Below are 15,926 nucleotides of genomic sequence, written 5' to 3'. Positions count from 1 at the left end.
CGTCTTATCGAATCTTTAAAGTGATGAGTGCGACAAGATTTGATAAAATAGCAATGATCCAAAACCTTACGATGATTTTATTTTCCGCCCAACCCTTTGCCTCAAAGTGGTGATGGATTGGTGCCATCAAAAAAATCCTTTTTTGACGCAATTTATAGCTTCCAATTTGCAAAATCACAGAAATGGTCTCAATCACAAAAATAGAGCCCATAAGAATTAGTAATATCTCATTCTTTGAAACAATAGCGCAATATGCAATAAAACCACCCAATGCTAAACTTCCGCTATCTCCCATAAAGACTTGTGCAGGGTGACAGTTGTACCACAAAAATCCAAAAAGTGCACCTATCATAGCAAGACTTAAAACCATCACTTCACCAGAATCTATAATATGAGGCCAAAGCAGGTATTTTGCCATCTCAAAATTTCCACCTATATACACAAATACACTTAAGGATGCAAGGGTGCAGATACTAGGAATAGTTGCCAATCCATCAAGCCCATCAGTCACATTTACTGCATTTGTAGTCGCTAAAAATACGATCACCCAAAAGGCAATCATAACATAAGAGCAAGATTCTAATGTGAGTATAGGCTTTTTAAGCAATGGAACGTAAAAATCAGTGCTCAAACCAGATAAATAAAGCCATAAACTTAAAATAAATGCCACACAAGCTAAAAGTAGAAACTTTGCTCTTGAACTCATACCCGCATTACTTCGTGCTGAAATTTTCATATAATCATCTCTTGCACCAACAAGCATAAATGCAATAAGACAAACAAGTCCAATTTGCACATAAGAGTTGCTAAGATTTGCACAAAGCAAGCTTGATACAACAGCGGAAAAGACAAATACCAAACCACCCATAGTTGGCGTGTCTTTCTTATTTGCATGTGTTCTTATAGAATCTGAAATTGGTTGGTTCGCTCTTTTAGCTTTTGCCCATGCGATAAACAATGGCATACAATACACGCTTAGCAAAAAAGCAAGAAAAAATGCTAAACCAGAGCGAAAGGTAATGTATTTTAATAAAGTAATGTTTAAGATTCCATGTAGCTCATAAAACATGATATTTCCTTACAATGTGCTTTTTTTATGTAGAGATTGAAACTAAAATGGAATTCTACTATATTCCTGCATGTTTGCAGTATTTTATAATGATAAATGCTTAAATTATTGCTTGTTGCTAATTAATATAAATTCATATCTAAAATGTCTCATCACAACAAAGATGGCTGTTAATGAAAACCCATAAGCTATTACCTAATGGCAATTTTTGGTATAATATTGCCTATTTTTAAAGATAGGATCTAATTATGAAACTTTCGCTTATTGTCCCTTGCTATAATGAATCTAAAAATTTAGAAGCTTTCAGTAAAGAGGTTTTTGATATCTTAGATTCTATTGCCAAAAATAGTGATCAAGCACTTAAATTTGAATGTATTTTTATAAATGATGGTAGTAAAGATAATGCAATGTAGTTGGTGTTGCAAGCCATGTATCTGTATGCTAATATCCTGCCATATTTAGATAAAGACATGATATTTCTAGATCACTGCAAAAATCTACCTAATGTTATACTGAAATATAAACATATTGAATTTATAACAGATTCAAATCTATGTAAACTCGATGAATACAAAGTTAAAGGGTATTGGAAAGCAGGGGGTCTACAAAGCATAATAATAAATCAAAGATAAATTTATATCATGCTTTGCACTTCTATATATCATACCCCAAGTAAGCATACATCAACACACATGTGTTTGTAAAAGCATATTTGGCTCGATTTGGATATACTGCGTTGCAAGATAGCGTTCAAGCTCCAAGTGACAATTAAGTATAGGCAATGAATACTCTGCAATGATGCCTTGATTGCTTAAGTATGTATAAGTCTCTGTGGAAGCAAACTCACTTTCATCTTGCAGGATACGCACCAAAGTTTCTGTGTCAATAGAATCTCTAAAAGACTTTTCATCTTCAAAATTCAAGGTAAAATAATCAATATATTTCTCTTGCAACGCTTTTTGTAGTATCTTTGGTGTATCTGGAGCTTGTGCAAAATACTCTTTTACAAAACTAAGTCGAGTTTTTATTTGCAATAAGAAGCTAATGAGCATAATGACACATACATGAAAGAAATCATCCTGTTCATAAACACGCACACACATGCTATATGGCTTCTTTGTCTCATAGATATTATCAAAACTTGCTATGCGTGTGAGATTTTTTAAAAACTGGCTGTAATTATGATTGAGATTATAGAGAAACTCAATCTCATCAATACTTAGAATCTCGCTAAAACAACCAATAATATCAGAATATAAACTATTATGCAAAATCACACTATTAGGGCTTGTCTGCACAAGTTTACCAAGCAAAAGCTTACTGCCAAAAGGCTGTAGATAGCCAGGTGAAAATGTCCTTGGAGTGCCTGATACCAGCTTTGATTTGTATGCACCATTGATACAAAGTGACACTTTTAGTTTGTTTATTGCATAATTCATCTCTGCTTTATTATAAGTAAAAAGGCTAAAGTTTGATGTATCTTTTGGTAAATTTAAGATGAGATCTGCAAGGCTTGTTTGCATAACTTGCGATGGAATAAAGATTTGCTTTGCTACTTCATAAATGTAGGAATCTGTATAAATCAAAATTTGTGCATGTAAGCTAAATCGCATATATTGCACTTCTTTGACTGCTTCATGTATGTCATAAAATGAGCTAATAAACACAACACTTACACCTTTGTCCCATACCAAAAAGTTATTTGTTCGCTCACTTGTCTGTAATTTCATAAAGTCTTGTTTTGTAATAATTTCATAATCAATTAATTCTCTCTCTCTTGCCTTTTTGTTCTCCATTACACACAAGAAAGGGCAAAAATCAAAAATAGGTGTAAAAAGATAATAAAATATTCGACTCATTACAGAATCTTCTAAAAACGAAACATTACCTATCATAATATTGCTTGCAATCACAGCACCAATCTCATGTATAGCTAGTTTCTTTGTATGAATAAAGATGTTTCCTAGTGGCATAAGCAATACGGATTCTGTCTCTTGCAGGAGCTGCTTGTATGCATAAGCATAATATTTAAAGCTATCAAGCAACATATATACTTGCTCTTCATAAATGCTTGGCGGTGTGTTTGGATACAACTCACACAATGTTGCAAAAAGCGATGGCATACATTCTTTAATGCGGCCAATCACAGAGGTTATGATATTACTCCTATTTTGCAATATTTCTTCTTGCTTTTTATGGGCTAAATTCAACTCTTCTTTTTCCTTTTCCGCATAGAGTGAAAATGTTGCTGGAGCATTATTCATACTTTGCATATTTAGTCTATGCATATCTTGTGCATTAAGATATAAAACATCTTCTAGCTTACTTGTATTTGGCATGTATATTTGCAAATTTTCTAAATCTTTTAGAAATGAGCCCACGTTGTCCTTATCCTTAGAATCTACATAATTTGATTTCATAGAATCTTTTGTTGTTAGATTCTGTAAAAGCATTATTTGAGATAGCACTAGAGGTTTTCTTAGCGTATAATCAAAAGTTTCAAAATTGTATTGTTGTGTTTGTGATAAAAGCATAGAATCTTTGATAGCACTAAGACTATATTCCTTTTTAAGATCGTCTTTTTGGCTATATTTTAGATTGTGCATAAAAGCTTTAGACTTTTTATCCCATTCTTGCTTGTTATAAAGTGTCGAAATATAATCAAGTAAGCCATAGTGAATGTTTGCATATGCTTCTTTTAACCGCAAAGCAATCATATCTGAAAAATGTGTTGTGTAATAGGCTATCGCAGAGAGTTGGACACCTTGTTTTGTTAAGATTTTATAGAGGGGATAATGTAGACTTGGCTCTATCTCAAATTGCATTTGCATATCAAGACTTTTTGCCAATGATAGAACAAACATGTCTGTGCTTACAATACAACATGCAAGAATATCTTTATACTGAACGCACTTTGTTATAAGTGCAATTAAGTTAATTCTAGCATTAGTTTGATTTGTAAAATGTGTATTTATGGCACGAGTATGTGCGGCTTTAAATTCCATAATATCATAAGCATAATCCAAATCTTTAAGCCTTACACACAACTTTGCTTTATTTTGGTTACATAACTTTTTGCTTAATTCTGCAATATGATCTAATGCCTCCAATGACATAAAGTGATAGCTTGGCAAACTTAGGGTAATATCAACAGGATATCCAATGTTTTGCACTGCATTTTCTATACTTGCTAAGAGCACAAAGAGATTTTCACAATCATTATCTAAAACAAGCTTCTTTGCATTTGAATTATTCAAAAGTATTTGCAAGTTGGCACTAAGCTCTGTTATACGTTGTGTTTGATCTTTGAAGTCTGGGTTTAAAATAAGGTTTAGAGGATTTATTATTAATCCGTTAATCTTATCTTGTGTAAAAAGCTCTAAACATACTTTTACAAAAGATTCTATATCATTTTGTAAGTTTGGTAGTGGAATAAAAACATAGAGCATATTGTTTGTATTTTTGTATGGCTTATATTTTTTGATACTATTTAAAAGAATGTTGTTACACTTCCTTTTGACATCGTTTAGCAACACCTGATTTGGTAATAATGCAAGACGATAACAAATAAGACGAATCATTTCTAAACTTGAAAAACAATGCTTAACAAAAAGATTATCAAGAATAAAGTTATCCAAAAAAGCATAGAAATTTTGTGGAATTTTTGAACCTTTTTCTATATTTTTTATGTGTATAAGCATGAGTTGTTCTAAAAAATCCATATCACTTTTACTTAATGATTTAACACGATGATAGATTTGCATATCCCTTTTTCTAATATATTTCTTAGCATCATTTAAATATGTTGTCGCGGTTGCCATTATTACATTTTCATCATATATAGCCATTATATTGTGTGCTCCGTGAATGCGTCCTGATTTTACAGTGCATTATAGCAAATTAGATTTATTTTATAACAAAGCATTGTTGCATGAAATAAGAAAACAGATTATAAACTTTATACTTTTAAACCTCATTAACATCTATATTTCATATATATTTATGTTTTTTTTATATAATGAAAGATTTATCAAACTTTTTTGATCTTAAATCTCGCAAGGAAAAACCTCATGGTAAAATTTCATTTAGGTTTCAATAAACTAGCAACGTATACACAAGAAGCAAATCAAGAAAAAGATGAAATCTTTACTCGCCTTATCAATGAAAAAAAGCAGCAAAAAAGTGGTTATTACAATCTACCTTATGAAACAAAAGCTCTGCAAGATTCCCTTGCGTATATGCAATATAATAGTGCGGTATTAAAGGATCTTACGCATATTGTAATTATTGGTATAGGTGGGAGCTCACTTGGTTTAAAAGCTATTGATACAATGCTGTATCACCTACCACATAGAAACAATATTACGGTGAAATTTCTAGAACATACAGATCCATTAAAAATACAGAAATCACTGAAAAAAATTAGACTTCACACAACACTTTTTATTGTAATATCAAAGTCTGGAATGACGATTGAAACCACTTCTTTGATGAAATATTGTATTTGGCGTTACAATCTTTTAGAATCTTGTGTCAAAAACCGCCTACTCGTTATTACTGATATAAACTCACCCCTTGATACATGGGCAAAGCAAAATGGCGTATATAGTGTTGGAATTGAAAGTAATATAGGTGGTAGATTTAGTGTGCTTAGTGCAGTTGGCATCCTGCCTTTAATGTTGCTTGGTTATAAAGTAGATTCCATCCTTAAAGGAGCAAAAACCCTGCAAGATTCCTTTCTTGCAAGAAATGAGGATCATATTTTAGAAAAGGCACAATTTATGGCAAAAAATCACAATACATTGCCGATGAATATCTTATTTTCTTATTCTAGTTCATTTAGAGATTTTAATCTTTGGTATGTGCAGTTATGGGGAGAGAGCCTAGGTAAAATCGATAAAGATTCTAATAAGATAGGTTTAACACCTATAAGCCTTATTGGAAGTATCGATCAACATTCATTTTTGCAACTTATTTTAGAAGGCAAACAAGACAAAACCATCACATTCCTATGCATTGAAGAAGAAGGATATAATGAGCTTGTGATACCTGATATAAGATTGCAAGGCTTAGAACCAACTGATTTTGTAAATACCATCTCGTTTGCTAAATTACTTGCAACACAAAAACGTGCTACTATGCGTGTATTGCAAGATGAGGGATTGCCTATAGATTCTATAGAACTTGATTTATTAAATGAAGAAAATGTTGGTTGCCTTATAATGTATTATGAGCTACTAACATCTGCTGTTGGCTGTATCTTTGGCATACAAACCTACAATCAACCTGCAGTCGAACGAGGTAAAAAACTCTTGCATGAGATGTTAAAATAACATCAGTATGCTTACAGAGGAGGAATAGATTTCACTTGCTATGTTTGTTTCTTTTCTTTGGATTAAAGCTAAAGTTTAAAAGTTTATAACCCAGCATTACTTTTCTTAAACTTTATAGAATCCAATAACAACCTATAGATACAAAGCCAAAAAATAATCTTAAAAAATTATTGAGCAAACTTTTTATCCCACAAGAATATATAAAAAATCTCATCAACAACAATTTTTACCTCTTGGCTCGTTGAAGTAAGATAATATCCTAAAAAGCAAAAAGTTAGTTTTCTTAAAAAAATCCAATAAGCTATGTTATAGCGAAGTAGTATATTATTAAGATTGCTATAAAGAAACTCAAAAAATCTTGTTTTATCCAAGAACTTATAAACCTTTATTTCACAACATGCACTATTTTAAGCCTATTTGCAAGGTTTTAGCTTATGATCTGCTTTAATGTTTTGATGTCTTTTATCAACTATACATAAAACATATTGTTAAAGCATGTTTTAGGGGTTTTTATCTTTATAGAATCTTTTAAAAGCAGGGCTGTAAAATTAAAATAGCTTCAAATACAACTCATAATATTTTGCTATAGCATATAGCCCGCAAAAATTGTAAGTTTTATATACTTCCTAACTTTCTCTAAGAAGATTCTAACCCCTAATACCTTTATCACAATTGTAAACAAAGATATCATAATAAAAGAAATTAACCTATATGTCTTTACATTAAATGTCAAACAAAGGTGATTCACAATAAAATCAATACAAGACTTAATAAGCTTCATTCATATTAACACAAATTTTAAATACAAGCAAGTCAAATATCTCTAGCTCAACCCTTTAAACCAAGTATCTTGAAAAACAGGTTGCAAAGTTAAATTCAAGGAGTCAAATTTTTACAATAAATACGTGAAATGACGCCAACCTTCCTCTTAATAATCATGAAAATATCATTCCAATATAAATTTGATAGCCTATCATATTTAGCTATACCAAATGCGATGAATTAGATATTTCCATTTCTAAGAAACCAAACAAAAGTATATTTATTTCTTAAAGTTTGTGAATCTGCTAGGATTTCACAAACTTTCCTTGCAGTATTAATGTGTGGTAAAATTACTCAATATGAATAATAATTAAAATTGCTTCTTCTCCGCATCTTCAAGGATCTGTCCTGCTATTTCATATACTGCCTGACTAATATCTTGCGAATATCTTGCAACTTCTACACTTTGATGTATACTATTCTCAAGTTGCGTAACCGCTTCATTAATTTGGGCTACACCTTGTGCCTGCTCATTTATGGTTTCTGCTACTTCGTTTATCCCTTGTGATAAAATATTTGCATTTGCCTCGATTTCACTTAGACTTTTTTGTGTTCTCTCTGCTAATTTTCTCACTTCATCAGCTACAACTGCAAAACCTCTACCATGCTCCCCTGCCCTTGCGGCCTCAATTGCTGCATTTAAAGCAAGTAGGTTTGTCTGATTTGCAATATCATTAATAATAGCAACAATATTTTTAATATCCTCACCTTGCTGCAAAACTTCATTCATACGTCCACGCATACTTTGCATTGAGGCTGTGATCTGCTCTAATGATGCGGCAGTTTGTGTCAGTGCTTGGGCTTGTTGTGTTGTGCCTTCTGTGAGTTTATTTACGTTGTCTTCAAGCGAACTTGATTTATCATTAAGGCTTGTTGCAAATGTTTTAGAATCTTGCAACATCTTTCTTATCTCCATGCCAAGCAAATTGGCAATACTCTCGATATGACCCTCTGCATTTGCGATAGATTGGCGAAAATCAAGATCTCTATATTGTTCAAAGAGCTTTTGAATATCATTCATATCACTACCAATTTTTGTTTGCAAAACCCCAAGCAAATTATTCAGAATCTCTTGCAATTTAATCAATTGCGGATTATATGGTTGCTCTGTTAAACGTGCTTTTAAATCACCACATTCTACTTTATTAACCACATTTATAGCATCGGTGATGGCTGCTTTATCTTGTAAGCTGTGATTCTCAATGTCTTTTACAACTGCATTAATTTTCTGTGCCATTCGCCCAAATTCATCTCGCTTGTGAATTGCAATACTATCAACTTTGTTTGTTTTATGATCCAAAAATGCAAAGAAATTCTCCAAGCCCACATAAATTTTCTCGATATCATTTTGTAAATAAAACCTTGCATAACCAATCATTATGAAAGCAATAAAAAGTGTAAGGATAATCACTGCAATAATAATCACATATCTTACAACATAAAGTTCTTCTAAGACTTCGTCATAAGGTGCAAAACTTACCATAGTCCAGACTATATCATCCCATATTTCCAGTTTAAAAACGCTTGCTAAACCTTTTGCACCAGTCTTTGATTCTATCTCAATAACCTTTGTGTTATCTCTAGCACTAGCTTCTGCGTCATATTGCAAAGCTATGATCTCTTGTGCAGCTTTAGGATCTATAACTGCATCAATAGGACTTCCAAGCATTTTTGTATCAGGATAAAGTGTCAAGGTATTATAATGATTTATAAGAAAGCGTTCGGCATGTGGGTATAAAGCATGTTTTGAGTTGAATACAACTTTTGACAGACTATCCATATCAATCAATGCACCAATCACACCAACCACCTTATTATTATCTGCAATAATTGGGAAAATCAAACTCACAACCGATCGCTCCATATTGTTATAAAATACGCGGTAAGGCTGTGTTACTATAGGCTGTTTCTGTGTATACACTTCCTGAATGGCAGAAAGACCTTCGAAAATATTGCGTCCATCTGTTAGTTTTATAACACCCTGCTTCGCCACCTCAACACCAGAATCATAGTTCTCAATATCTGTATCAATGAGCACAAATTCTAAAATATCATTAGCATTATATAAGCTTGTGTCTGCCCCTCCACTCCGAGAGAAAGAGGGATATTTGACTTGTGCAAAAGTTGCTATGATGGTGGGATCATAATCTACAATGTATCCCAAAAAATGCATTAGATAATTATCGCTTAAAGAGCCACTCCCTTCCTCCCAACCTGCTTGGATTGCCTTTGTAATTGCCTCAAGATTTGCACCTGCCGCATTAAAATAATTTTCCACTTCTCTAGCATTTTGAATAGCATTGGCAATAAGCGTCTTTTGTGCCTCATATTGCATACCACTCTCCAACTTACTAGAAATAATCACATAGAGCATACACATGCCTAACACTAGAACTGATGTTGAAAGAAGACTAATTTTTTTACCTATGCTCATATCGCAGATAAGCTGCATTTTTACTCCTTGAATTTCTTATCTATACTGAGAGGTGCTATTGTAGCTAAAATTCAAAAATATGTTTTTATAATTTTTATGTTAATAAGTATTTTTGAGGCTTTTGAGTAAAACTGGGTTATTTTTGGTTTAAAATGATTGCTATAAGTGGTAATATCATAAGTAGTGCTTATAGAAGATAAATCTTAAAAATAGGGCAAACATGAGACTAAAATGCACAATATTAGAATTAAATCTACAATAAAGGTCTTTTTGTGTAATACGTAACATGAGAAGATAAACCATATTTATTTATACCAAACAATATTAAGATGGCAGAAAACTTAGATTTTCTATCATCTAGTCGACTTGCAAAACCTAAGGTGCATTTATATATAAACTTAAAATCGATGGGATTCATGAATATTATAAAAGGCATGTTCCAAAAAACGTCATTTTAATAATTTAAATAATACTGTTAAACACAGATTAAAAGCTTGTGCAATATCAATGTAAAATAAGATGTAGACTCCAAAAAAACAACGCAATAACATGGACTATAATCCTTAATTTATTTACCGAGCCAACTAACTCTTAAGAAAGACAATAAAGTGCTTATCGCATAATATGATAAATCTTTGTGAGACTATTACTCACAAAAATTTTGTATAAAGATTTTATAAGTTGTCCTAAAAAACCAAGAAACCAAAATAATAGTCATTCCAATTCTCTTCCTAAAGATTCAAATCTCCTAGAATATAGAATTTGAACATAGAATTTGTCACAACCCTACCTCAATCTCTCTAGTAAAACTTTGTATAAAAGGGATTGTAAACTCTGCAAAGTGTCTGCATATTAAATTTAGATAATAGCAAACGTTAGAATTGTTACACAAATATTATTTTATTGCTACATATGGCTCTTCTCTTAATGGATAGCGAAGCTGCCCACCACTGCGAGATTGTATAGCAATCCTTAGAGCTTGGATAAGCACAAGCAATGTTACACACATGAAAAATATACACAATATGGCATTAATAGAATTATTAATAATATCTTTTTGCATACCTGCTATATCTCGCTCATTTGCTGCGATCTCAATTTCACGCATTTCTTGCAGGGTTTTTCCTTCTGTAGTTGATTTAGGGTCAATCTTTCCTTCCTTCAAGTCTTGATTTACTTGCTCTAATACTGCAATTTTTGCATTTGTATTCTGCACAAAAGCCACATGACTCACCGCATCATGCAATTTTTCTCCATTTGCAGGAAGTACCTTTTGCACTCCAGCATAAAGTGTAGCAATAAGCACGAATGTCACAGGCATAGCGACAACCCACGCATATCTACCGCGTCCCATTTTAAAGAGAATAGCCATCACAAGGAGTAACGCCATAGCGGCCAACATTTGATTACTTACGCCAAAAAGTGGCCATAAAGTATAGATACCTCCCTTCTTATCAATTGCTCCTTGATAGAGGAAATATCCCCAACCTGCTACACAAAGCCCAGTGGCAATCAAACCAGCAGGAACAGATTCAAGATTCCCTAGAGGCTTATATATATTGCCCAAAATATCTTGTACCATAAAACGACATGTGCGTGTGCCTGCATCTACTGCAGTAAGAATAAAGAGTGCTTCAAACAAAATAGCAAAATGATACCAAAACGACATTGAAGCTGCTGAAAATATAGGTACTTGAGAAATAATGGTAGCAAGCCCTATTGCAAAAGTTGGTGCACCGCCTGTGCGACTTAATATTGTATTTTCACCAACATTTTTTGCAAGATCTGTAATATCTTGTGGGTTTATTACAAATCCCCAGCTAGATATAGTCTGTGCTGCACTTACAACATCTGCACCAATAGCAATAGCAGGGGAGTTGATAGCAAAATATAACCCTGGTTGCAAAATACACGCCGCAATCAATGCCATAATTGCAACAGCGGATTCCATAAGCATCGAACCATAACCAACCATTCTAGCATGCGTTTCATTTTCAAGCATTTTTGGTGTTGTTCCAGAACTAATTAAGGCATGGAATCCACTTATGGCACCACAAGCAATCGTAATAAATAAGAAAGGGAAAAGTTTTCCAGCAAACACAGGACCAGTGCCATCAGTATACTGAGTGAATCTTGGCATTTGCAAATCAGGTGCAACTATAAGGATTGCAATCGCCATAATCACAATAACGCCAATTTTTAAAAATGTGCTTAGGTAATCCCTTGGTGCAAGCAATAACCACACAGGCAGAACTGCAGCAATAAAACCATATCCCATGATAATTAAAGCAAGTGTTGTCTCTTTAAAATGAAAATAACCTGATAAATTAGAATCTTGTGCGACAACTTGCCCATAATAAAGCGCAAACATAAGCAACACAAAGCCAATAATGCTTGCCTCTCCAACACAACCTGGACGTAAAAATCTCATGTATATGCCCATAAACATAGCAATAGGTATAGTCATAGCAATTGTAAAAGTCCCCCATGGAGAATCAGCTAAAGCTTTCACTACAACCATCGCAAGAATGGCAATAATAATAAGCATAATTCCAAAAATAGCAAGCATAGCAAAACTGCCAATGGTATTACCCATCTCCTCTTTTATCATTTCACCAAGCGATCTACCATTTCTACGAGATGAAATAAAAAGCACAACAAAATCATGCACTGCACCAGCCAAACAACCACCAACAAGTATCCATATCATAGAAGGGAGATAGCCCATCTGTGCAGCAAGGATAGGTCCTACAAGAGGTCCTGCTCCAGCGATTGCAGCAAAATGATGCCCAAAAAGAACAGCCTTATGCGTTGGGACAAAGTTTTGCCCATCATTATGTAAGATAGCGGGTGTAGCTCGTGTGCTATCAAGCCCTAACACCTTATTCGCTATAAAAGCACTATAGAAGCGGTATGCGATGGAATAGATACAAATCGCGGCAACAACAAGATAAAGTGCTGAAATCTTTTCACCATTATGTAATGCCAACACGCCAAAGCAGCACGCTCCAATGACTGCTATAGCTATCCACAAAACCCTATTCATACCATTCATTAAAACACCCTTTAATACAAGATAGCCTACCCTAGGTAAATAATTAAATCTATGAAATATTATCTATTTCGACATTCTTAATTAATCATGCAAAGGTAAGAGATAATATAATATATGAAAAATTATTTTTTCTGTAAATAAAAATGGTATGCTTTTTTGTTCAATTTTATAAGTGTGTATAAAAAAGTATCATTTCGCTTTATACCACAACTTGTTGCTATAAAAAAGGGGTAATACTAAGCATTTTCAAAGAAAGTAAAAAACTGCTTTTATGCTTTCATGCAAAATCAATATAAGTATGGTAAACTTTTGCCTTATAACATTAACTTTGCATAATGAGGATATAATGGAATTAGTAATATATGGCATTAAAAATTGCAATAGTATGAAGAAAGCGTTCGTATTTTTAGATGAACATGGTATTGCATATAAATTTCATGATTTTAAAAAAGAAGGGTTAGATATAGAATCTTTGAAAGCAATACTTGAATTTACAAGTCTAGAAGATCTTATAAACACCAAGGGTACAACCTATAAAAAACTAAAAGAACAAGGTATAAAAGACATGACACTAGAAGTTATATTACAGAATCTAAGTGTAATAAAACGACCACTTATTGTAAGCTATCATAACAATATTATCCAAAAAGTTACTATTGGATTACAACATTTGGAAGCGCTATTATGAACTCTTTTATTAAAACTCTTACTACTTTATGCGTATGCCTTACCCTCCTGAAAGCACAAGAGGGCATTAATATTAACATACTTTCTGGCACAAAGAACTTACATACATTCAACTCGATAGAATCTATGCCGTTTCAAACGCAAAGCTTGGACGCTGCAATCAAGGAAGAATATCTATCAAAGTTTTATGCTGTATGGGATATAAACAGAGTTAATAGCAATACAGATTCTATATTTTATATTGTACCATCGCTGCAAAATGCTCTAAATTACAATAAAGAACTAGAAGAACTTAAGAAAAAACCACCAAAGAAAGGCATAAAAAATTATGCAAAAGCAGAAAGAGAATATAATGCAAAAATAACATCACTCAAGCAAAAGATAAACACGCTGCTTGGTATTGGCGAGAACCTTATGCCAAATACACTTGAAGAATTTGAGCAAATCCTATCAAATATGAACTTACAAGACTTTTTGCGAAAACCTAGAGCAGGAATTATTGTGCAAGCCACATCCGTGCGAGCTGTCCCCACAAATAAGCCACGCTATAAAAGTAAAGATGACTTCCCATTTGATAGATGGCAAAACAGCTTTATATTTGAGGGCACACCTGTAATGATTTCTCACTTCAGCAGCGATGGGCGATATGCACACATACAAGGACCTTTTGTATATGGTTGGATTGATACGCGTAGTGTCGGACTTGTTAGTGATAGTATGCGTAAAAAAATTCTAAGTTTTGAATCTTATAAAATTCCAAATAAAGATTTTATTCCCTTATCCTATCAGAATCAATGGGTGCTTGATGCACGTGTGGGACAAGTTTTTCCCTATAATAAAAGGCACAATACGCTTGTAACCTTTTATAAAGACGTAGATAATTATGCTCAAATTCGAGAAGTCAATTTTGATTCTAATCTGTTTTCAGATTTTCCTATGCCTTTTAGTGAAGAAAAAATGTCACTACTCATCCACACGATGTTAGGACAAAAGTATGGCTGGGGGGGATTATTTGGCAATAGAGATTGCAGTGCTTTTACACGCGATAGTTTTGCATCCTTTGGGATATTTTTACCACGTAATTCTGCTGCACAAGCACAATTTAAAGGGCAATTTGTGAATCTATCTAAAATGACAGAGAGTGAAAAAGAAGAGTATATTATCGCAAATGCAAAGCCCTTTGCAAGTATCATTTGGCTAAAGGGGCATATTATGCTTTATCTAGGGCATGTCAATATCAAAGGCTCACAAAGGGCTATTGTAGCCCATAGTGCATGGAATGTGAAACCAATTATAAACAATAAGCAAGAAAATATTAAACTAGGCGGAGTGCATATTACAACACTTCACATAGGTGGAGCTTTTAGTTCAAATACTGCTATAAAAAACACATTATTATCAAGGGTGGAGGGACTTACAAATATTTATGATGGTACAACAAACCCAGAAGCATTAGGATTGTTATCAAGCATCAATATCTCATATTAAAAAGTGGATATAATCTGCAAAAAAGCATTTTTTTTGCTATAATTGCGTTCCTATAGAATTTTTATCTATAGAGGGGTGTCCGAGTGGTTGAAGGAGCACGCCTGGAACGCGTGTAAAGTGTAAGCTTTCGAGGGTTCGAATCCCTTCCCCTCTGCCACAGTCTTCATTTTCTTTTATTTTTAAATATATTTATTTAACTTATTTTTTAAGTACTTTTTATTATGTTGCAGCTTTAACGTATCGTAGATACAAAAAAATCCCTTGAGTTTTTCAACTCAAAAGAATAAATCTTAAATAAAACAAAGGAGTAAAATGAAAAATAAAAGCTCCTAACGGAGCCTATAAAAGGAGTGGAGAGTAACAAAAACTTCACAATTTGTGGGGTTCAGCAAAGTTTTTGAAGTTATAGGCGTAGGGAAATTGGAGGGGGTAACCTCACCTATAACTACGCCCTAATAATTAGGAACGCATTGGAACTATACATAAAAATTAGTTATTTGTCAATAAAAATGTAAAAAATACTTTACATTTTTGTATTTTTTTATGATAAAGCCATATAAACTACCACATCATGCCTAAAAAATACTGGTTTTTTTAGATTTTATGATGAAATTTTATGTAAGTCATAACTAATAATATCGCAATCAATAAGATAAGTATGAGGTATAAAAATGCTCACAAAATAAATTATCAAGCTATTGAGGCTAGTAAATAACATAAAGATGTTTATGGATACTAAATTAATTTTTAGCTTGATGCTACTACTACCAACACAAGCCAAATTAAAAAGTAAATGATGAGATGATACATAAGTGATACAAATAGCAGATGGCAAAATAAAATTTAAAAAAGTACTATATATAATATAAAGTAAGAGGTGCAGAGATTCTAAGAAGATGCAAGCAAAAGTCACCTATAATTAAGGCTTTTTACTCACACTACCTTCTCCCTCTTGCATCAAGCCCTTTTTTTACAGATCGTTCAAATTCCATAGCAAATTCTGGGAGTTTTTCTTCAAATTTCTTTTGTGTTTCAATA

Annotated in this window: 8 protein-coding genes and 1 tRNA gene; 5 read left to right on the top strand and 4 right to left on the bottom strand. The window is 33.0% G+C overall.

The features are described from left to right. Positions 1 to 4: 4 nt before the first annotated feature. Entirely contained in the window at positions 5 to 1,072 is a 1,068-nt protein-coding gene (gene mraY, locus LS81_RS05795; RefSeq protein WP_199769735.1) for a phospho-N-acetylmuramoyl-pentapeptide-transferase, read from the bottom strand. Positions 1,073 to 1,317: 245 nt separating this feature from the next. On the opposite strand from mraY, the gene LS81_RS11745 reads away from it, so the two are divergent. Continuing rightward, positions 1,318 to 1,482 carry a glycosyltransferase gene (locus tag LS81_RS11745; RefSeq protein ID WP_081955916.1) on the top strand — a complete coding sequence of 55 codons (165 nt, stop codon included), beginning with the start codon at positions 1,318 to 1,320 and terminating at the stop codon, positions 1,480 to 1,482. A gap of 270 nt (positions 1,483 to 1,752) precedes the next feature. On the opposite strand, the gene LS81_RS05785 is transcribed toward LS81_RS11745, so the two are convergent. Beyond that, entirely contained in the window at positions 1,753 to 4,917 is a 3,165-nt protein-coding gene (locus LS81_RS05785) for a hypothetical protein (protein ID WP_034346168.1), read from the bottom strand. Positions 4,918 to 5,139: 222 nt separating this feature from the next. Here LS81_RS05785 and LS81_RS05780 point away from each other — a divergent pair, with 222 nt between their 5' ends. Beyond that, the gene (locus LS81_RS05780) at positions 5,140 to 6,402 is read left to right on the top strand and encodes a glucose-6-phosphate isomerase (RefSeq protein ID WP_034346169.1); all 1,263 of its coding nucleotides are present in this window, start codon (positions 5,140 to 5,142) and stop codon (positions 6,400 to 6,402) included. A 1,132-nt stretch (positions 6,403 to 7,534) separates the two neighbouring features. On the opposite strand, the gene LS81_RS12320 is transcribed toward LS81_RS05780, so the two are convergent. Both LS81_RS12320 and LS81_RS05770 read right to left on the bottom strand, forming a co-directional pair. Continuing rightward, positions 7,535 to 9,676 carry a methyl-accepting chemotaxis protein gene (locus tag LS81_RS12320; protein WP_034346172.1) on the bottom strand — a complete coding sequence of 714 codons (2,142 nt, stop codon included), beginning with the start codon at positions 9,674 to 9,676 and terminating at the stop codon, positions 7,535 to 7,537. 877 nt (positions 9,677 to 10,553) lie between these two features. Then, positions 10,554 to 12,713 carry a carbon starvation CstA family protein gene (locus LS81_RS05770; protein ID WP_034346174.1) on the bottom strand — a complete coding sequence of 720 codons (2,160 nt, stop codon included), beginning with the start codon at positions 12,711 to 12,713 and terminating at the stop codon, positions 10,554 to 10,556. 346 nt (positions 12,714 to 13,059) lie between these two features. On the opposite strand from LS81_RS05770, the gene LS81_RS05765 reads away from it, so the two are divergent. The 3 genes from LS81_RS05765 (at position 13,060) to LS81_RS05755 (ending at position 15,045) form a co-directional block, all read left to right on the top strand. Beyond that, positions 13,060 to 13,401, top strand: coding sequence for a Spx/MgsR family RNA polymerase-binding regulatory protein (locus tag LS81_RS05765; protein WP_034346176.1), 342 nt, complete (start codon positions 13,060 to 13,062; stop codon positions 13,399 to 13,401). Then, a complete protein-coding gene (locus tag LS81_RS05760) occupies positions 13,398 to 14,888 on the top strand; it encodes an SH3 domain-containing protein (protein ID WP_104696404.1) in 1,491 nt (496 codons plus the stop codon). The genes LS81_RS05765 and LS81_RS05760 overlap by 4 nt, the downstream gene beginning before the upstream one ends. Positions 14,889 to 14,957: 69 nt before the next feature. Next, positions 14,958 to 15,045, top strand: a tRNA-Ser gene (locus LS81_RS05755). The last annotated feature ends 881 nt before the right edge of the window (positions 15,046 to 15,926 follow it).

The organism is Helicobacter trogontum, from assembly GCF_000765905.2.
Lineage (GTDB): Bacteria > Campylobacterota > Campylobacteria > Campylobacterales > Helicobacteraceae > Helicobacter_A > Helicobacter_A trogontum.
Note: the sequence above shows the minus strand (reverse complement) of the source record. Positions and strands in the feature narration are given on the sequence as shown.

Excerpts from the sequence above, each read along its gene's own strand:
- LS81_RS11745 (WP_081955916.1), top strand. The coding sequence starts at position 1,318 with ATGAAACTTTCGCTTATTGTCCCTTGCTATAATGAATCTAAAAATTTA.
- LS81_RS05785 (WP_034346168.1), bottom strand. The coding sequence starts at position 4,917 with ATGGCTATATATGATGAAAATGTAATAATGGCAACCGCGACAACATAT.
- LS81_RS05780 (WP_034346169.1), top strand. The coding sequence starts at position 5,140 with ATGGTAAAATTTCATTTAGGTTTCAATAAACTAGCAACGTATACACAA.
- LS81_RS12320 (WP_034346172.1), bottom strand. The coding sequence starts at position 9,676 with ATGCAGCTTATCTGCGATATGAGCATAGGTAAAAAAATTAGTCTTCTT.
- LS81_RS05770 (WP_034346174.1), bottom strand. The coding sequence starts at position 12,713 with ATGAATGGTATGAATAGGGTTTTGTGGATAGCTATAGCAGTCATTGGA.
- LS81_RS05765 (WP_034346176.1), top strand. The coding sequence starts at position 13,060 with ATGGAATTAGTAATATATGGCATTAAAAATTGCAATAGTATGAAGAAA.
- LS81_RS05760 (WP_104696404.1), top strand. The coding sequence starts at position 13,398 with ATGAACTCTTTTATTAAAACTCTTACTACTTTATGCGTATGCCTTACC.